General features: G+C 33.5%; 15 protein-coding genes. 14 read left to right on the plus strand and 1 reads right to left on the minus strand.

The window, feature by feature from the left end; genetic code table 11:
- Positions 1–639 precede the first annotated feature (639 nt).
- The 10 genes from VZL98_05145 (at position 640) to VZL98_05190 (ending at position 10,037) form a co-directional block, all read left to right on the plus strand.
- Complete coding sequence (locus VZL98_05145) at positions 640–2,430, plus strand: ABC transporter substrate-binding protein (protein ID WVH64317.1); 1,791 nt, start codon at positions 640–642, stop codon at positions 2,428–2,430.
- Between the two features lie 63 nt (positions 2,431–2,493).
- Positions 2,494–3,459, plus strand: a complete 966-nt coding sequence (locus VZL98_05150) for an ABC transporter permease (protein WVH64318.1) — start codon at positions 2,494–2,496, stop codon at positions 3,457–3,459.
- Between the two features lie 12 nt (positions 3,460–3,471).
- Positions 3,472–4,386, plus strand: coding sequence for an oligopeptide ABC transporter permease (gene opp4C / locus VZL98_05155; GenBank protein ID WVH64319.1), 915 nt, complete (start codon positions 3,472–3,474; stop codon positions 4,384–4,386).
- 9 nt (positions 4,387–4,395) lie between these two features.
- On the plus strand, positions 4,396–5,427 hold the full coding sequence (locus tag VZL98_05160) for an ABC transporter ATP-binding protein (protein WVH64320.1): 1,032 nt from the start codon (positions 4,396–4,398) through the stop codon (positions 5,425–5,427).
- Positions 5,420–6,409: a dipeptide ABC transporter ATP-binding protein gene (locus VZL98_05165; GenBank protein WVH64321.1), complete on the plus strand. Its 990-nt coding sequence runs from the start codon at positions 5,420–5,422 to the stop codon at positions 6,407–6,409. Before VZL98_05160 ends, VZL98_05165 begins: the two co-directional genes overlap by 8 nt.
- Before the next feature lies 1 nt (position 6,410).
- The gene (locus VZL98_05170; GenBank protein WVH64322.1) at positions 6,411–6,632 is read left to right on the plus strand and encodes a hypothetical protein; all 222 of its coding nucleotides are present in this window, start codon (positions 6,411–6,413) and stop codon (positions 6,630–6,632) included.
- Between the two features lie 226 nt (positions 6,633–6,858).
- Positions 6,859–7,515: a YtxH domain-containing protein gene (locus tag VZL98_05175; GenBank protein WVH64323.1), complete on the plus strand. Its 657-nt coding sequence runs from the start codon at positions 6,859–6,861 to the stop codon at positions 7,513–7,515.
- Positions 7,516–7,543: 28 nt separating this feature from the next.
- The gene (locus VZL98_05180) at positions 7,544–7,996 is read left to right on the plus strand and encodes a hypothetical protein (protein ID WVH64324.1); all 453 of its coding nucleotides are present in this window, start codon (positions 7,544–7,546) and stop codon (positions 7,994–7,996) included.
- A gap of 129 nt (positions 7,997–8,125) precedes the next feature.
- Entirely contained in the window at positions 8,126–9,031 is a 906-nt protein-coding gene (locus VZL98_05185; GenBank protein WVH64325.1) for a diacylglycerol kinase family protein, read from the plus strand.
- Positions 9,032–9,035: 4 nt separating this feature from the next.
- Positions 9,036–10,037, plus strand: a complete 1,002-nt coding sequence (locus tag VZL98_05190; protein WVH64326.1) for a LacI family DNA-binding transcriptional regulator — start codon at positions 9,036–9,038, stop codon at positions 10,035–10,037.
- 17 nt (positions 10,038–10,054) lie between these two features.
- Here the strand turns inward: VZL98_05190 and VZL98_05195 are convergent, their stop codons facing one another.
- Positions 10,055–10,933, minus strand: coding sequence for a selenium metabolism-associated LysR family transcriptional regulator (locus VZL98_05195; GenBank protein ID WVH64327.1), 879 nt, complete (start codon positions 10,931–10,933; stop codon positions 10,055–10,057).
- A gap of 230 nt (positions 10,934–11,163) precedes the next feature.
- On the opposite strand from VZL98_05195, the gene VZL98_05200 reads away from it, so the two are divergent.
- The 4 genes from VZL98_05200 (at position 11,164) to addA (ending at position 20,109) form a co-directional block, all read left to right on the plus strand.
- A complete protein-coding gene (locus tag VZL98_05200) occupies positions 11,164–11,424 on the plus strand; it encodes an HPr family phosphocarrier protein (GenBank protein WVH64328.1) in 261 nt (86 codons plus the stop codon).
- Between the two features lie 60 nt (positions 11,425–11,484).
- A complete protein-coding gene (gene ptsP / locus VZL98_05205; GenBank protein ID WVH64329.1) occupies positions 11,485–13,191 on the plus strand; it encodes a phosphoenolpyruvate--protein phosphotransferase in 1,707 nt (568 codons plus the stop codon).
- A gap of 83 nt (positions 13,192–13,274) precedes the next feature.
- Positions 13,275–16,655 (plus strand): PD-(D/E)XK nuclease family protein, encoded by a 3,381-nt coding sequence (locus tag VZL98_05210; protein ID WVH64330.1) that lies wholly within the window; start codon positions 13,275–13,277, stop codon positions 16,653–16,655.
- Positions 16,648–20,109 (plus strand): helicase-exonuclease AddAB subunit AddA, encoded by a 3,462-nt coding sequence (addA, locus tag VZL98_05215; GenBank protein ID WVH64331.1) that lies wholly within the window; start codon positions 16,648–16,650, stop codon positions 20,107–20,109. The genes VZL98_05210 and addA overlap by 8 nt, the downstream gene beginning before the upstream one ends.

Raw genomic sequence — 20,109 nt, forward strand, 5'->3', positions numbered from 1 at the left:
TTAACAATTGTTAAAATTCTGTTCTTAGTGATGCTTAATATCTACAATATAGTATACATCAGACATACAGATACTATACCGCGATAAATCACAAAAAGACTTAGAAAGTATATTAAATCATAAATAGTTTAGATAGCAGTCTTAGTGGAAAATGATTTCATTAAACTTGAAAGATAGGAAGAGATAGGTTATAATAAAGTTGTTCTCAGATAGATTGTTAACCTGAATAAATAAAACCTACGCTAATTATAAGGGACAGCCGAAGTTTGAGAGTGGATGACATGCCGTCTATGAACGGACGTCAGCAAACGATTGACAGCTAACCCACCTTCACATACAGAAGGTCTTTAATTTAAAAGGGTTAGCAATCACTGAGAATGTGCATAGAACTCGATTGCCGATTTAAATGGTAAGTTGACAGTTTTGTAAGCAAATTATAACAATGGGGAATAGACCAATTTATTAAAATCAAATCATTTAAAAACCAATATTTAGATTTACTATGCGAGTCTATTTTTTATTGCTAAAATGGTAAAAAGAACTTTCCCGCACATTATTAATTTGCTTATGTAACTGACAATTTACCAAAAAAACAGCAGATGAATTCATGCATATAAAATATTAACTAGGGGGTATAGTATGAAACGAAGATGGATAATGCTTCTAGCATTAGTACTAGTTTTCACGATGGTATTTGCAGCTTGTGGACCTAAACAGGAAGCGCCAACTGAAGACAAGAAGACTGAAGAAACAGAAAAACCGGCTGAAGACGCTAAAAAAGAAGAGCCTAAAGAAGATGAGAAAAAGGAAGATGAGAAAGAGCCGGCTGAAGAACCTAAAAAAGATGGTGACTACTGGACAAAAGCAACTCAACCTGACCTTAATCCACAATTAGCTACAGGTAGAGGTAAAGAAACTCTAGTAGTTGGCTCTGCACAGTTTAATGGAGTTTTCAACCCATTTTTCAGAGATACTTCATATGACCAAAACATTATAGATCAAATTTTTGATACAACACTCAAAAACGATCCTGAAGGAAACATAATCGATAATGTTTGTAAACTTGATATAGTATCAGCTACAGAGTACAAACTTACTATTTTACATGATGTAAAATTCTCTGATGGAAAACCTGTTACAGGTGACGATATTAAATTCGCATACCTATTAGCGGGACATCCAGATTTTGATGGAATTGCTAACTTTGACGATGCTAAAATCGTTGGATATGCAGCATACCAAAAAGGTGAAGCTGAAGATATCGAAGGTATCGTAGTTTCTGAAGATAAAAAAGAAGTAACTATTACTCTAGAAGAAGGTAATGTACTGTTCAAATTTGATACATCAGTTCCAATTTATCCTTCACACTACTACGCACCGGACGGAAAAATTGACATAGCTTATATTAGAAGCTTAAATGAAGCACCAATGGGATCTGGCCCGTACAAATTTGTATCTTATACAGCAGGTCAAGAAGTAGTTCTTGAAGCTAACGAAGATTACTGGCAAGGAAAACCTCAAATTCCTAATATAATATTCAAAATAATTTCTTCATCAGCAGAACTTTCATCAGTTCTTACAGGTGATGTTGATATTATGGAAATAAATGCTACAACTGACAATAGAATGGAAGCTGAAAAAGCTGGATTCTTAGATCTATGTGTTTACCCAACAAATGGATACGGATACGTAGGAATGAACCAAAAAGCTAATCCAATTTTAGCTGACAAAACTGTTCGTCAAGCGATAGCACACTCAATTAACAGAAAAGGCGTTACTGAAGCTGTTTATGGTGAATTCGGAAATGAAATTAATATAGTTCAGTCAAGAGTTTCTCCATACTTTACAGATGAAGGCGTTAATAAATACGAATTTGATTTAGCAAAGGCTACTGAATTATTCAAAGAAGCTGGTTGGGAAAAGAATGCTAACGGAATCTTAGAAAAAGATGGTCAACCTCTAAAAATCAACTTCTTAGGAATGGAAGACAACCCAGTACAACAAATACTTGTACCTGAAATGATTAAAGACTTCAAAGAAGTTGGAATCGACTTTAGCGTTGAGTACGTAGACTGGGCAACTCTATCAAATAGAGTTACAGAACAAGAAGCTGAAATGTGGTTCATGGCATGGGGACTTTCAATTAACCCTGACAATGCTAATATCTATGGAACAGACAGAGACCAAAATAGATTAGCATACTCAAACCCAGCATTAGATGCTCTTTATAAAGAAGCATATAAAGAGACTGATGAAGCTAAAGAAAAATCAATTTGGGGCGAAATCTATAGAACAATCAACGAAGATGCTCCTGCAATTCCAATCTATCAAAGATCTGATATGATAGCTGCTAATACAAGAGTTCAAAATCTTGTAGCATCTCCATATTATAGAGTTTATTGGGATCTATGGAAAGCAACAATCGAGTAATTAATTAATTAACTTTGAACGAGCCCAATTCGTTTGGGCTCGTTTATAACTTAGGAGGTCAAAATGCTTCAATACATAGGAAGAAGATTAATACAAACTATACCTATGCTAATAGGTATTAGTTTAATACTATTTATAGTATTCTCTTTAATGCCTTCAGATTTTATTGATTTACAATATGCCAATGTAAAAATATCAGCTGAAAGGCTAGCAGAGATTAAAGAAAAACATGGTTTGAATGATCCAACTCATATCAGATACTTCAGATGGGTGTCTAATATGTTAAAAGGAGATTTTGGAGAATCTTCTCAATTTAAAAAACCGGTAACTACAGTAATTGGAGATTATATATGGAATTCATTTTTACTAGCTGTAGTTGCTCAAATTTTAGCAATCTTAATAGCCGTCCCCATTGGGATTTATTCTGCCGTTAAACAATATTCTATATTTGATATGTTATTTACGGTTTTTGCACTTATAGGAATTTCAATACCCGCATTCTTCTTCGGCCTTGTTTTGCAGAAGATTTTTGCGGTGGATTTAGGTCTATTACCACTGATTGGAATGAGAACAGCAGGTTCAAAACTTACAGGATTTGCTGATGCGCTTGATGTAATGAGGCATATGGTATTACCTGTAGTCGTACTAACTCTGATCAGTGTTGGAGGTCTAATGCGTTATACCAGAACTGCAATGCTTGAAGTAATAAGACAAGACTATATACGTACAGCTAGAGCAAAAGGTCTTTCTGAAAACGTTGTTATCTACAAACATGCATTTAGAAACGCTATGATTCCACTAATAACTCTTTTAGGATTTATGCTGCCGGGACTTTTTGCCGGTGCCATACTGACAGAAAGTATCTTTGGTTGGCCGGGGATTGGTAGAGTCGCTCTTCAATCAATTAACCAAAGAGACTACTTTTTCCTTATGGCATTTAATGTCTTGATGTCAGTGTTAACCTTGGCAGGAAACCTGTTAGCAGACTTACTTTATGCTGCAGCCGATCCTAGAATTAGATTGCAATAATGGAGGCCTGAGATGACAGATATAACAAATAGAGATAAAAGAGAACAGAAACAAATAATCGAATCTCCTTGGCGTATGGCCTTTAGGAGACTTAGAAAAAATAAGCTGGCTATGTTCGGGGGACTAATTTTAGTGGCCTTAATTTTGGCTGTTATCATAGGACCAATGTTCATGGATTATACTGTAGAATACACAAGCTTGGTAGATAGATACAAAGCACCATCTGCGGAGCATAGGCTTGGTACCGATGAAAATGGTAGAGATATTCTATACAGATTATTAGTCGGTGGAAGAACTTCTATGATGGTTGGGATTGTAGTTATACTTATCCAGGTATTCCTTGGAACTTTAATCGGTGGTGTTTCAGGATTCTATGGTGGATGGGTAGATTCAATTCTAATGAGATTTGTTGATATTGTAATGTCCATTCCGACATTCCCACTATTGATTGTATTAGGGGCTCTTATGAGCGACTTGAAAGTCGACCCTGGTAAGAGAATCTATGTCGTAATGTTTATAATAGGTATAATTTCTTGGCCGGGTCTATCAAGACTTATAAGAGGTCAAATCTTATCATTTAAAGAACAAGAATTCATTTTGGCTACAGAAGCTTTAGGAATTAAAGACAGTAATAAGATTTTAAGACACTTAATACCAAATGTCGTCCCTACAATTATTGTAAATGCTACGCTTGGACTTGGTGGAGCTATAATGCTAGAATCTGCACTTTCATTTATAGGACTTGGAGTTGCACCGCCGTATCCAACTTGGGGAAATATGATACAAGCAGCTAACCAGTATATAAATATGTCTCAAAGACCTTGGCTATGGATACCGCCCGGAGTATGTATTTTCTTAACGGTAATGGCTATTAACCTATTCGGAGACGGTTTAAGAGACGCTTTGGATCCAAAGTTAAAAAGGTAGGAGGACAATATGACTGAAAATAAGAATATTGTAGCTTACAGTGGCAGACCTGCTACTGAAGATACATTAGTACAATTCAATAATCTCCATACATTTTTCTATACTGAAGGTGGAACTGTAAAAGCGGTTAATGGAGTATCATATAATATTAAAGAAGGCGAAACAGTCGGAGTAGTAGGAGAGTCAGGATGTGGCAAGTCGGTTACTGCGATGTCGTTGATGGGATTAATTCCATATCCACAAGGACAGGTAGTAGAAGGTAATATATACTTTGATGGTAAAGATGTTACTAAATTCACTACAGATGAGTTTAGAAATCTTCGAGGTAATGATGTTGCTATGATTTTCCAAGAGCCGATGACTTCATTAAATCCCGTATTTAAAGTTGGTGCTCAAATTATGGAAGCAATCATGCTTCACCAAAATTTGGATAAAACAGCAGCAAGACAAAAAGCTATTGAAATGATAGAGCTGGTAGGAATACCAAGAGCAAATGAAATTGTTGATGCATATCCTCACGAATTATCTGGAGGAATGAGACAAAGAATTATGATTGCTATGGCACTTTCCTGTAATCCTAGACTTTTAATTGCCGATGAACCGACAACTGCACTAGATGTTACAATTCAAGCACAGATTCTTGACCTTATGAGAGATATTAAGAAAAAGCTTGGTACTTCAATAATGCTAATAACTCATGACCTTGGTGTTGTAGCTGAGATGGCGGATTTTGTGGTAGTAATGTATGCAGGTAAAATTATAGAACAAGGTGATGTTAGAAGCGTATTTAAGAATCCTAAACATCCTTATACAGTTGGATTGCTCAATTCCAAACCTGTTGTAAATCAAAGAAAAGATGTTCTATACTCCATTCCGGGTCAAGTACCTAACCCAATAGGAATGCCTGATAATTGTTATTTCCATGAAAGATGTTCAGAATGTATGGAAGTATGTACACAAAAGATACCTAAACTTAAACAGGTAGGAGATAATCACTATGTAGCATGTTTCTTATATGGGGAGGAATCTGAGAATGACTGATACTTTAATAAAAGTTGAAAATCTTAAAAAGTACTTTCCAATCTATGGCGGATTCTTCAAAAAACATGTAGGAGATGTAAAAGCTGTAGACGGAGTATCTTTTGAAATAAAAAGAGGGGAAACACTGGGTCTAGTAGGAGAGTCAGGATGTGGAAAATCAACCGTTGGACGTACTTTGATAAGATTATATGAAAAGACTGGCGGAGATGTTATAATCGATGGGGTAAATATCCATAATTTATCCAGAACCGAACTTAGAAAATTTAGACCTAATATACAAATGATTTTCCAAGATCCATACAGTTCCTTAAACCCAAGGATGACTGTTGGACAGATTGTTGGAGAAGCGTTAAAAGAACACGGAATCGTAACTGATCCTAAAGAGATTAGAAAAAGAGTTATCGAGACTCTACAAGAATGTGGATTGGCATCATATCATATAGACAGATATCCTCATGAGTTCTCAGGCGGTCAAAGACAGCGTATAGGACTTGCGAGATGCTTGATTTTAAATCCTAGTTTTATAATAGCGGATGAACCGATATCTGCGCTAGATGTTTCTATTCAAGCTCAGATAATAAATCTAATGGTTGAACTACAAAAGGAAAGAAACTTTACTTATCTTTTCATTTCTCACGATTTATCAGTAGTTGAACATATTTCAGATAGAGTGGCTGTAATGTACTTGGGTGACATAGTTGAACTAGCAGGTAGAGATGACTTATATCAAACACCACTACACCCTTATACACAAGCATTATTATCTGCAGCTCCAGTGCCTGATCCTGATGCAGAACTAAATAGAATTATCCTAAAAGGTGATATTCCATCACCTGCTAACCCACCATCAGGTTGTAAATTCCATACCAGATGCCCTGTTGCAATGGAAATCTGTAAAACAGTAAAACCGGAATTTAAAGAATATGACAAAGAACACTTTGTAAGTTGTCATTATGTAGATAAGAATTATAAGGAGAAATAGTTTGAAATTTTTTACCAACCCATTTGATTATGAGGAAAGAGAAAAGAGAAGAAAAGAGCTCGAAAAATATAAAAATTTGAAAATGCAAGGTAAATTAACCAAAAAAGAGTTTTGGGCACTTTGTAAAGCTCAGTATGCAGTAATCTTTCCTGTAGTAATTGGGATAAATATATTTTTCTTCTTAGTAATCTTAGCTATTCTTAAGCTTTGGTGGAAAGTTTAGTAATTTAATAAGAATATTAATAAAGTGGAATAATTTACTATATTCCACTTTTTATTATAAAATCAAGGTTTTACGAACATATTACTTATATTATTAGTTGATGCAGTAAATAAAAGTAAAATATAAGTTTAATATTTGATAATTAGATAATATAATATAGTTTAAACAAATTATACTATGGGTATACTTATATTATAGATATATAAATATTAAGGAGTGATGAACTGTGAATTTAAGAGATATTTTAGAGGCTAAAAGAAAAGAGAGAGAAAGAGCTTTAAGAAGAGAAGAAATGCGAAAGGTTAAAAAAGTTGCAGCAGGAACTATTGTAGGTTCAATTTTAGGTGCTGCAGCTGGTATATTATTTGCACCTAAAGCCGGAAAAGAGACAAGAGCAGACATCAAAAAAATGGCAGAAGAAGGATTGGAAACTGCACAAGTTACGCTGAATGAAACATTAGATACAATTAAAGAAAAGTCTTCCGAAGCCGGCGATCAGATTAAAGAAAAATCTAAAGAATTATCTGATACTGTTAAAATAAAGTCTAAAGAATTAACAGAATCAGTAAAAGATAAGTATCAAGAATTTACTGATAGAAATATGATCGATATAAGTGATGCAAAAGATGAGGCAAAAGAATTAGTTGAGGATGTAAAAGAAGACATTAAAGATGGTCTTGAAAAAGCTAAGGAAGTAAAGAAAGATGTCAGCGAGGAAGTCAAAGATAAGGTTGACGAAGTCAAAGACAAAGCCGAAGATTTAAAAGAAGAGGCCAAAGATAAAGCTGAAGATGTTAAAGATGATGTTAAAGACGGCATCGCAAAAGGTGCTGAGAAAGTAGAAAAGGCTGCTGAAAAAGTAAAAAAAGACATGTCTAAATAATGGAATCGAAAAATAAAGGAGTGATTTTATGGGTATGAGTATAACCGTAGGAGATTTATTCCTAATACTTTTATCATTAGCAGGTATTGCTGCACTTACGTATTTAGCGATTCTGTTTGTAAATCTAACCAAAACTGTTAAGTCAATTAATACCTTGGTTAAGAATAACGAAACTGAACTTGACACTGTAATCAAGAACCTACCCGGTATTACAAAGAATATAGGAGAGATAACTGAACAAACTAATGCAATGATTGCAAAAGTTGAGCCTGATATTTCCTCCATTACCAATAAGGTATCCGGAATTGTCGAAAAAGCTGAATCTGCTACCGGAAGTGTTACAACTACAGTGGATTATCTTTCATCATCCGTTGTCGATACCGCCGATAATATCAAATACGGTATCAACTCTGTAACAGATTACTTAGCTTTATTCTACGAAATAATTCAAGTGTTAAAAACTGCTCTTAAGAAAAGATAGGCCATGAAAATCAAATACTGATTTATTAAAGTTATGATTTATACGATAAGAGAGCTTTTAAGCTCTCTTTATTGCTTAATATGAGTATTTATAGTAATATAAGATAATGGTATCATTAGAGGTGTAAAAATGAAAATTAAATTTATAATAAATCCATCTTCCGGATTCCAGGATCATGAAACACAATTAAACAAAATCTCTGATTTAATTGCTGTGGATCATATAGTTGACAAGTATTTTACAGAAGAAAAAGATGATGCTAAAAATGAAGCAATTAGTGCAATTAAAGACAATTACGATCTGCTCATTGTATCCGGTGGCGATGGAACTGTAAATGAGATAGCTAATGCGGTAGGAATAATGAAATCTAAAATCCCCGTGGCAATTTTACCCAATGGTACTGTTAACGATTTCGCGAAGTATCTAAATAATCCGACAGATCCTCTTCAATTTGTCGATATGGTGTTGGCTCAGAAGACTGTAGATGTAGACTTAGGATGTATCAATGGATATTTTTTTGCAAATGTAGCGGCTATAGGAACGATTTCAGAAATAGCACATGATGTAGATAAGGAAACCAAAGCGATACTGGGTAAGCTAGCATACTATATAGAGGGAATTAAAAAAATCCCCGATATTTTTTCGAAGACTACCAATTTAAGAATTGAAACGAGAGATGCTGTATATGAGGAAGATGCCATTGTTGCTATAATATCAAATACTGCATATATAGGCGGTTTTAAAAATTTAGCTCCTAGAGCGCAGATAACGGATGGATACTTTGATGTTATAGTGATTAAGAAGACGGATTTATTAGGTGCTACCGACGTCTTTATTAAGACACTTACCGGAGATCATATAGATAACGAAAATGTATTGTATTTCCATACAGATAATTTAAAAGTAACAGGACTATCCACTGAAGATATACCATTTGACATCGATGGAGAATATGGAGGGATACTCCCTGTAGAATTTAAGGTAATACCTAGGCAGTTTAGAGTGATAATTGATGTAAAGCTTGAAGGAGAGTGAAAGAATGTCATCACCAACAATTAAAGATGTAGCTAAGTTAGCAGGGGTTTCGATTTCAACTGTTTCGAGAGTTATGAACGAATCAAAACCCGTAAGTCCGGAATCCAGAAGAAAAGTTGAAGATGCTATTAAAAAATTAGATTTTAAGAGAAATGAATTGGCAAGAAGTTTAGTAATGAAAAGATCTAATGTTATTGGAGTCATAGTAAAAGATATTGGAATACCATATATGGCTCAAATAGTAAGAGGGGTAGAGGAAGTAGGAAGAATGTATAAGTACGACATACTACTATCTTCATCATATGGTGATTCTGAGCAAGAAAAGAAACTCGTTGACTTCTTGTTTAGAAAGCAGGCAGAAGCAATCTTATTGGTAACAGAGAATGTAAATGCTGAAGTTGTGGTTAAGCTTAAAGAAAATGATACACCATTTATACAATTGGATAAATTCTATGAAGGTGACTTCTATACAGTAAGTATTGATTACTCAGAAGCAGCTTATAGAATGACAAATTATCTTATTGAATTGGGGCATAGGGATATCCTATTCATTAAGGAATTTAATAACAGTAAAGTAGGAAATGAGAAGTATAATGGTTATAATAAAGCCATAAAAGAGCATGGATTAAAGACGCATAGCATTACGGTTGAAAGTAACGAAGTCTCGGATGGCTATGATTTAGGCGATGAAATCGTCGACATAGTAAGCAAAGAAGATATTACGGCTGTTTTTGCAAGTGAGGATAATCTGGCAATAGGATTTATAAACTATTGCTATGATAAAGCTATAACAGTGCCTGATGAATTAACAGTTGTAGGATTTGGAGATGAATATCTAGCATCAATTTATAGACCAACTATAACAACAGTACAAGAACCATATTATGATATAGGTGCAGTTGCTATGAGAAGATTGATAAAAGCACTTAAAAAAGAGGAAGCAATAGATAAAACTATCTACTTACCAACTCAGATAATGCAAAGAGAATCCAGTTCTGAAGTTTAAAAAAATAGCATCTTAGCTTAAGCTAAGATGCTATTTTTCATCATATTCAAAATAAAGGATTTAAAGATTTTATTTATAGGTACATACTGCATATCGGTATTATACACGAAATAGAAATGTCTTTTTAAATTTAAGTCCTTAAGTTTATATTTTTTTATTTTATTATTTTCTACTATTGAATCGGCTTCAAATTTAGAAATAACGCTGCAACCCAAGCCACATTCAACCATCTGTAAGATTGTAGAAGGATCTTCAATTACTGCAAATAGGTTTAATTCAGAAACATCAATACCTAAACGGTTTAACTCATTTTCCAATATTGATCTGGTACCGGAACCTTCTTCTCTCATAATTATTGGATATTTTACAATGTCATCCAAACTAATATTCATGTCTTTGTCATGTCGAACGCTAAGTTCTTCAGATGCCACCAAGACTAGTTCATCTTCCATAAGTTGATGGTAAGAAAGTTTTGGAGAATCCACTTTAATACCTACGAAACCAAAGTCTGTTTCACCAATCATAAGCCCATCCAGTACCGTTTGAGAATCGTCATTTACGAGTGAATAGCTTACATTAGGATATTTTGCCGAAAAATCCTTTAATAGTTTAGGTAATAAAAATTTTCTGGGAACAGAACTTGCATAGATATTTAAGTGACCTTCAGTATTTTGATTATACGACTTTAATTCTGAAGTCATTGTCCTATATGCTAAAATAATGTTTTTTGCATGCTCATAAAGAATATTACCTGATTTTGTCAAGGTTACATTTCTCTTAGTCCTAATAAATAATACAGTGTCTAACTCTTTTTCTAAATTACTAATATGATTTGAGACTGTTGGCTGAGACACGTAGAGCATTTCAGATGCTTTTTGTGAAGCTTTTGTTTTCAACAACAGCTACAAAAGTTTCTAATTGTCTTATATCCATAATATCATCCTCCAATTTACTATTAGTCAAAATTATATAACATATTAAATGTATTATCAAATTAGTTATGAGTTTAAAACTATGAATGGGGTATATATTCAATAAATACATTGGAAACGATTGATTTTAACAGTGATATTTGATAGAATATCTATAAGGTATTCATTTAAAACAAATTAAGGGGGTAAAATAAATGGTAGAAAAAACTATTATTGTAAAAAATGAAACTGGACTTCATGCTCGCCCTGCAGCATCCTTAGTTCAATTTGTTAAGAATTTTCCAGGATCAGTTGAAATTGTAAAAGACGGAAAAGTAGCAAATGCAAAAAGTATATTCAATGTAATGTCGTTGGGAATCTCAAAAAATACTGAAATTATTGTAAGAGTTAGTGGAGAAAACGAAGAAGAAAATTTAGAGAAACTAGTTGAGTTTATTGAAAAATTAAGTGAATAAAACGATGATAGGATGTTTAAAATACATCCTATTTCTTTATAGAATTATAGGGGGTAACTTGTGACTGAAAGAATAGTAAAAGGTATAGTAGCTTCGGAAGGCATAGCAATTGGGAAGGTATATAAATTCGAGAAGGTAAATCTACAAGTACCAACTCATACGATAGTCGATGATGATATTGTTTCTGAAATTGATAAATTTAAGGAGTCTATAGATTCTTATATAGGGTATCTTAATCTTAAAATAGAAACAAATCTAAGTCAAAGTGAAATCTTTATGGCACATATAGGTATGCTTGAAGATCCCTTTTTGATAGAAACTACAGAAAATAAAATAAAAGATGAAAAAATGAATGCAGCAATGGCTTTAAAGGCTACAGCTGACGAAATAATTTCAATGATGGAGTCACTTGAAGACCCTTATTTAAAAGAAAGAGCGGCAGATTATAAAGACATAAAAACACAATTATTACACAGAATTTTGGGTATAGAAGTACCCGATTTATCTAATATGACTGAAAGGGCAATTATTGTAGCGGAAGATTTATCACCTTCTGACACTTCTACTATGAACGTGGATCTTGTAGAGGGCATAGTAACCGATTTAGGTGGAAAGACTGCACATACATCAATAATAGCGCAAACTTTAGGGATACCTGCACTTGTCGGTTTAGGTAGTATTTCTAATAAGCTTAATAATGGACAAGACATAATTGTCGATACTGATAAATCCATATTGATTATAGACCCTTCTGATGAAACTAAATCCTGTTACCTGAAAAAAGCTGAATTAATGAAAGAAGAAAAAGCAAGACTTGAAAAATACATGTTCCAAGAAGCGATAACCACAGACGGAAAAGATATAGAAGTATTTTGCAATATAGGGAATCTCTCCGATTTAGAACTTGGAATATCTCAAGGAGCTGAAGGAGTAGGACTGTTTAGGACGGAGTTTCTATACATGGAAAGTACGAGTTTTCCGGATGAACAGTCGCAATACGAAGTGTATAAAAGTGCAGCAGAAATGCTTAAAGGTAAGCCTCTTACTATAAGGACTCTAGATATAGGTGGGGATAAAGGTCTGCCTTATTTTGAATTTCCTAATGAAGATAATCCATTTTTAGGATGGAGAGCTCTTAGGATTTGTTTTGATATGCCGGAGGTGTTTAAAACTCAACTAAGGGCAATTTTGAGAGCCTCAGCGCATGGAAAAGTACTCATACTTTTACCTATGGTTATAAGTGTAGACGAAATCAAAGAAGCTAAAAAGTATATTGAAGAGTGTAAAGCGGAACTTAAATCAGAGAATATTGCTTTTGACGAAAAGATAGAAGTAGGAATTATGATAGAGACACCTGCTTCGGTAATTGTAGCAGAAGATTTAATTAAGTATGTTGATTTCTTCTCAATAGGAACCAATGACTTAACACAGTATATGTTAGCTGCAGATAGAGGAAATCAGAAAGTATCCAATTTATACAATAGTTATAATCCTGTCGTTTTAAGAAGTATAAAAAGAGTTATTCAGGCATCGCATGATGCGGGTAAATGGACCGGTATGTGTGGTGGATTTGCAAGTGACACAAAGGCTACAAAGCTTCTACTAGGCCTTGGATTAGACGAATTTAGTGCAGTAGCAGGTAATATAGCAAAGATTAAAGATGTAATAAGGAAAAATTCCATAGAAGAGAGTAAGAAATACGCAGATCACATTCTTAGTTTAGAATCTACTTCGGAGATAGAAGAGTACATCGAAAAATATAGTTAATAGTATTCTAGACAAAGACCGGATATTCCGGTCTTTTTATTTAGTGGCAACCTAATACTTAGGAAAAAAAGAAGGAGTAAGAAATGTTAAAGCTTCTATTGACAAGAAACCAAGAAGAAAATATACGATATATTTATAATGACATAAAGAAAAACTTAGAAAATGGGATAGTATCATATCTATTTGTTCCTGACCAATACACCTTGCTTTCAGATATCAATCTGATGAATGCACTAGGCGTTGATTCTATTATCGATGTCAAGATTAAGAGCTTTACAAGTTTTTCGAACGAAATCCTTGAAAAATACGGCGGGATTAAAAGAGACATAATTTCAGATTCAGGAAAATCAATGCTAATTAAGAGCATACTCATTGAGCATAGTTCAGATTTGAAATTGTATTCTAAGAATATCAAGTCGAGAGGTTTTGTCGGTGAGTTAATTCAGACGATTAATGAACTTAAAGAAAATAATATCAAACCTGATGATTTAAAAGAGAAGATTAAAGCAGGTAATATAGACGCTAATTTGGTAAAAAAGCTGGAAGATCTCATCATCGTATACGAGGCTTATAATGAAAGACTGAAAGACCATTATATAGATAATAATGACAGACTTGAGATATTGAGCGAAAAACTTGAAGACGCTAGAGAATTAAGCGATTATAAGTTTTATTTCACTTACTTCCACGATCTTAATGCGAAAGAATTAAGTATTATAGATAAGCTTGTAAAGCTTGGAGTAGACATTACATTTTCATTAATACTGGATCCGAGGATACCTAAAAATGGGCAAATTGATTCAGTAGACGATGGGGAAATCTTTATCACGACATATAAGCTCTACAATAAACTGTATAAGACTTGTGAGAATTGTACAGAAGTTATTAATCTTAATCTTGAGCACGATGATGAATTCAGCCTTCTGGCCAATAATCTATTTTCATATAAACCTGTGACATTTAAACATGTTCCAAAAAGCATTTTTTTATACGATGCAGCATCTACTGAAGATGAAGTCAGGTTTTTGGCTGAAACCATAAAAAAAGGCGTGATTGAAAATGGTGATTGTTTTTCGGATTTCAGCATTATTACAACTGATGAGAGTGAATACGATAGATTAATTTCAAGGGTGTTTTTTGAGGAAAACATACCCGTTTTCTTGGATAGAAAGAAAAAATTGTCTAATAATCCAATAGCCAAACTTCTCATCTCGATACTCAGCTTGGTGGGGAACAAACTTAACCAAGATGATGTAATGCATATTGTAAAATTTTGTTTTATAAAAGATTATAGAACTGATGTGGAATTATTTGAAAAGTTTATTAAGTCAAGAAAAATACGTGGAAATATGTATTTCGAAGACAAATACTTTGAGGTAGACAAGGAGTATTTTGAAAATTTAAGCCCTAACTCTAAAGGGGAAGTAATTAGACTTTACGAGTCAACTATTAAAATCAGAGAGATGTTTATAGATTTAATCGATGATTATTACTTAGGACATAAAGAGGTTAAAACAATAAATGAGCATATTAAAAATCTATTTAGGTTCTTAAATAGCGATACAATAGGAAGAGCAATTAATGATTTTATTGAATCGCAGGAAGAAGTTCAAGAACTACATTCTCAAAACACACAAGTATGGGATATGTTTATTTTTGCTATAGATCAACTTTCTGAAATATCGGGAGACTTGTCTGTTAACTCGGATCAGTTTACTCAGCTCCTAAAAGACGGATTGGAAGAACAAAAAATAGGGATTGTACCTCCATCACAAGATGTCGTATTGGTAGGAAGCATATTAAGAACCAGAGCAAATGATTCGAAAACAGTATTTATAGTTGGATTAAACGATACCTATATTCCTAGACGAATTTCCAGTGCGGGAATTATTTCAGATGAAGATAAATTAAAGCTCTTGGAATACGACATTGATTTGCCAATAAAGGAAATTGAGTATAGACATGAGGAAATGCTGAGTCTTTATTTGAATATTCTACGAGCTGGTAGAGTTTTATACATGACAAGATCTACGATGAACTCAGCAAACGAGGTCATGTCTCCTTCTATCTATTACAAGCAGATACTAAAGATTTTGCCAAATATAACTAGAATAACGAGCTATGATTTTATGGATAGGATTAAATATTCAGAAGGATATATGGTAAAAAGATTAATTGCAGATTTAAAAGATATCAATAATCAGCAAAAAGAGGTTAAGGGCGACCATTATAAATATTTAGGGCTTTATAATTATTTGAATCAAAACAACTTGCATTATAATAAATTAAATGGAATGAGATTGGGTCTTCAAAGCAGTGAACTGGAGAGACTGACTACAAACACTTCAGAAAAGCTATTTGAAAGAGTAAAATCCATGTCTATCTCCAGAGTTCAGACATTTTCAAGATGTCCTTATAAACACTTTATAAGATACTCTATAAAACCTAAAGAAGAATTAGATTTTGATATAGATTATTTTGAAATAGGAAATCTAGCACATGGCGTTATGTCAAAATATATTAGAGATTACAAAATTAATCCGGCTAAATATAATGTATTAGAAAAAGAGGATTTTAATGATATAGTGGAAAGCTATATGGCGGATGATATTAGGACCTTAATAGATAATCAAAGAAAAGAAGATCCTAAAAATAAAATCATCTTAAGTTTTGCAAAAAAGAGTATCTCAATGGGTGCCTACAATGTAACCAGACAATTGTCATTGAGTTCATTTACTCCAAAGGTCGATGAGGTGGTATTTGGTAAATCAAGAGAAATCCCAGGCTTGATAATCGACATAGGTGACAAAAGGGTTATTCTGGAAGGGATTATTGACAGAATCGACAGCTTGGAAGTGGACGGCACAGAGCATCTCATGGTTTTAGATTATAAAACCGGAAAGCAGACATTTAATTTAAGCTTAGCACTAGCAGGAATTGATGTCCAGCTGCCAATATATTTGAAAGCTGCCCTAAATGACACTTCAAGCGTGAATCCTAAATCACCTGCAGGATTTTTCTATCTACCGATAAGAGAAGAGCTTATTAACACAGAAATTGACGACGAGGATGAGATTCTAAAACAAGTACTTCAAGAGTTAATGATGGATGGTGTCGTTATTAGAGATGAAGAGATTATAAGGTCCATAGATAAGGATATAGATACTAAGTCTTCGGTAATCAGATTTAGGGGTAATAAATCAAAATTTATGGAAAAGGATAATGTTATAGAAGGACCAATGCTACATGAACTTTTAGATGATGTTGTCAACAATACCATAGAACAAGTTAAGAAGATGATAGCAGGGGATATTAGAGCATTTCCATATATCCAAAACAATATCAGTGAATGTGCTAATTGCGACTATGACAAATTCTGTAAATTCTCACTGAGAAAACTAAAAAAATACAGACATATTGCAAATAGAAAATGGGACGAATACAAGGTGATCGATGATGAGTGAGATTAAATTTACAAAACAGCAGCACGAATCGATTTATTCCAGGGGAGAAAATCTATTAATCTCTGCAGCAGCGGGATCAGGTAAAACTCTGGTTTTGGTAAAGAGGATTATCAGCATAATGCTTGAAGAAAAAGTAGATATTGACAAAATGTTGATAGTTACTTTTACCAATGCAGCTGCAAATCAGATGAAGGAAAAGATTAGGGAAGAAATTGAAAAGCTCCTTGAAGATCAAAAAGAAAATACACCTTTTTTACGAAGACAATTAAGAAGATTAAGTTATGCGAATATATCGACTATGCATTCTTTTTGCATAGATTTATTAAGGAAAAACTTTCAATACCTGGGAATAGATCCTAATTTTAAAATAATCAATACTGCATCGGAAGTAGTATTGAAAGACAGAGCACTGGCTGATGCACTTGAGCTTGAATACTTGCAAGGAAATGAAGATTTCAAGACATTTGTTGAAGCATACGGAGGGAGAAAAGGAGAGAGGATTTCAGAAATTATTGAGTCGCTCTACCTAAAGATACAATCTGAAATAAATCCTATAGAGTGGTTAAATGAAAATGTAAGCAATTTAAATACTGACGAGATTATTGAAACGGTAATTAAATATATTGGAGAGAATCTAAAAACAGCTAATGAAATAATCCACGAAGCAATTCGTATCGCTGAACACCCCGAGGGGCCTATTAATTATTTAAATGCACTAGAGGATGATTTAGGGCTTATAGAAAGACTTTTAAGCTTCAATGGAACAGGTGAATACGATAATCTGATTAATAGTCTGAAAAATATTGTTTTTACTAGACTAAGTTCGAAGAAGGCTCAAAACGAAGAATTAAAAAACAAGGCTAAACAATTAAGAGATGAAGCAAAGAAGCTTTTGACAGAACTCAAAGATGATTTCGGTTCAAAGAACTTTGACAGAATTGACGAAGAAGTTAAATTATCACAAAAATATTTGACGGTAATAAATAGAATAATTATAAACTACCACACTAAACTCGAAGTGCTTAAATCGGAGAAATCAAGTCTTAGCTTTTCTGATGTGGAGCACTTAAGCGTTCAGTTATTGGAAAATGAAGAAATCAGGAGTAGTATAGTTTCTGCTATAGAGTATATTTTCTTTGATGAATATCAGGATATTAATCCTCTACAGGAGCATATTATAGAGCAGCTAAAACGTGATAACAATCTATTTTTCGTAGGCGATATCAAGCAGTCCATATATAGATTTAGATTGTCAGATCCGGGACTTTTTAATGCGAGATATAGAAGGTATAAATCAGAGACTGCAGATGGCAGATCTATAGATTTATCTCAAAATTTCAGATCCAGTCCGGTGATTTTAAAATACCTTAATTTTCTCTTTAGCGCTCTTATGACTGATGATCTTGGAGAAGTTGATTATAAGGCTGAAGGTCAGGCTTTGGTTCCCGGTCGTGAAGATTTGATAGAAAACGGATTTGTGTCTGTGGTTATAAATGAAGATTCCAAGGATGAAAATCCCAATGATATAAATCCGAATGCAGAATATGTAGCCAAAGAGATTAAACATTTAGTTAATGATTGTGGGTACGAATATAAAGATATAGTCATACTGCTTAGAACTGTAAGAAATAGAATCGAAAAGTATGAGGATATACTACGTAATAACTCAATTCCATATTTTTCAGATTTTATAAATGTTAGTTTAAATGATCCGGAAGTAAGTATTTTTATAGATATGCTTAGAATAATAAACAATTACAGAGATGATATGGCGTTGATATCATGCCTCCTAAGTCCAATGGGTGGTCTAGATGAGGATGAAATTGCAACTATAAGAATGATGGATTCTAATGTAGAATTTACTGAATGTGTCGAGAATTATGCTGTTGATATAGACGATGACATATCTTCAAAACTGCATACTTTTTTCGAAAAACTGAAAAGGTATAGAGTAGAACTCAGTAAATACAAACTTTCCGATTTCGCTTACTATTTAGCATCTGATACAGGATATATTTCTTATCTGGAAGCTATGTTCTTGGGGGATCAAAAGATTCAGAATTTAATGGCTTTTATACTTAGAATTGAAGAGTTTGAAGATTTTTCGCACTCTGAACTATCCGGCTTTTTAAATCATGTGGACAGACTTTTAAAATCTCCTTCAGAATCTCTTGAACCTACTCAGCTTTTATCCGGTGCTGATAATGTAGTTAGAATCATGTCTATTCATAAAAGCAAAGGTTTGGAGTTTCCCGTAGTATTTATAGGAGATATGGAAAGACAATTGACTCTGCAGGAACTTAAAGATCCATTTATAGTAGACAAAGAAATGGGTATAGGGACAAAGGTTGCAAATCTGGAACTCGGATCAATTTATTCCTCAACCCATAGAAAACTCATTCAAAGAAAAATGTATGATGAGATGAAATCTGAAGAGATGAGACTTTTATATGTGGCAAGTACGAGAGCTGAAGAAAGATTGTACATGGTTGGAAAAGTTAAAGATCTTGAGAAGTATATAAATAAAAGTATTACAACACCATTAAATGTCAATATCAAGAGGTCCAAATCCATGTTGGACTGGGTTTCATCGATTGCCTTTAGGGATGCTGTACATCAAGACGAAATAATTGCGTTTTCCGATATAGAAGAGGAAACTGATTATTTTGTAGGGGATGAGAACAAGAATAAGTACAAACTTGAATTAAACCGATTTGGTAGATTAGATACTCTTCAGATAAAAGAAGAAATTACAATCGATAATCTTCCGATAAGTGAACTGAAAAGAGAAGAGTATGAGGAGTTAAGTAAAGTTTTCTTGTTCAAATATCCAAATGAGAGAATGATAAATACACCTTTCAAAAAGACGGTTTCTGAAATAACGGCGAAAAACATAAGTAAAACCGACGATACTACTGATTTTCCAAATTATTTTATACCCGAACGTTATGAGATAATGAATAAGGTTCCCAAACTGCTTATGTCTGAAGAACTCGTTTCGAGATCTCAGTTGGGGACTCTAATACATTTCATATTTCAGAATATATCGATTAAAGCTCATACAATAGAATCCGTAAAAGATGAAATTCAAAGGATGTTTTATATTGAACTGTTAACTGAGAATGAAGCTAAGCTGGTAGATCCTAATATATTTGTTAAGTTTTTCAGTTCAAAACTTGGGAAAAGAACCATAATGAACTCGAATACTTTAAAAAGAGAAACTGCTTTCACGATGAGATTTGAGGATATCTTTTTAGATGGTCAAATAGATTGTTATTTCATCGAAGATGGCGAAATAGTCTTATTTGATTATAAGTCGGATAGTACGATTTCGTTGTCAAAATACGAAACTCAGCTGGGTCTCTACCAAGAAGCCTTGGAGAAGGCAACGGGACTAAAGGTTAGAGAAAGGTATATTTATTGGACTTCTCACGGAAAAGCTACAAGATTATAA

It is taken from the genome of Peptoniphilaceae bacterium AMB_02, from assembly GCA_036321625.1.
Classification (GTDB): Bacteria; Bacillota; Clostridia; order Tissierellales; family Peptoniphilaceae; genus Microaceticoccus; species Microaceticoccus formicicus.

Excerpts from the sequence above, each read along its gene's own strand:
- VZL98_05180 (WVH64324.1), top strand. The coding sequence starts at position 7,544 with ATGGGTATGAGTATAACCGTAGGAGATTTATTCCTAATACTTTTATCA.
- VZL98_05210 (WVH64330.1), top strand. The coding sequence starts at position 13,275 with ATGTTAAAGCTTCTATTGACAAGAAACCAAGAAGAAAATATACGATAT.
- VZL98_05160 (WVH64320.1), top strand. The coding sequence starts at position 4,396 with ATGACTGAAAATAAGAATATTGTAGCTTACAGTGGCAGACCTGCTACT.
- VZL98_05150 (WVH64318.1), top strand. The coding sequence starts at position 2,494 with ATGCTTCAATACATAGGAAGAAGATTAATACAAACTATACCTATGCTA.
- VZL98_05185 (WVH64325.1), top strand. The coding sequence starts at position 8,126 with ATGAAAATTAAATTTATAATAAATCCATCTTCCGGATTCCAGGATCAT.
- opp4C (WVH64319.1), top strand. The coding sequence starts at position 3,472 with ATGACAGATATAACAAATAGAGATAAAAGAGAACAGAAACAAATAATC.
- addA (WVH64331.1), top strand. The coding sequence starts at position 16,648 with ATGAGTGAGATTAAATTTACAAAACAGCAGCACGAATCGATTTATTCC.
- VZL98_05190 (WVH64326.1), top strand. The coding sequence starts at position 9,036 with ATGTCATCACCAACAATTAAAGATGTAGCTAAGTTAGCAGGGGTTTCG.
- VZL98_05200 (WVH64328.1), top strand. The coding sequence starts at position 11,164 with ATGGTAGAAAAAACTATTATTGTAAAAAATGAAACTGGACTTCATGCT.
- VZL98_05165 (WVH64321.1), top strand. The coding sequence starts at position 5,420 with ATGACTGATACTTTAATAAAAGTTGAAAATCTTAAAAAGTACTTTCCA.
- VZL98_05145 (WVH64317.1), top strand. The coding sequence starts at position 640 with ATGAAACGAAGATGGATAATGCTTCTAGCATTAGTACTAGTTTTCACG.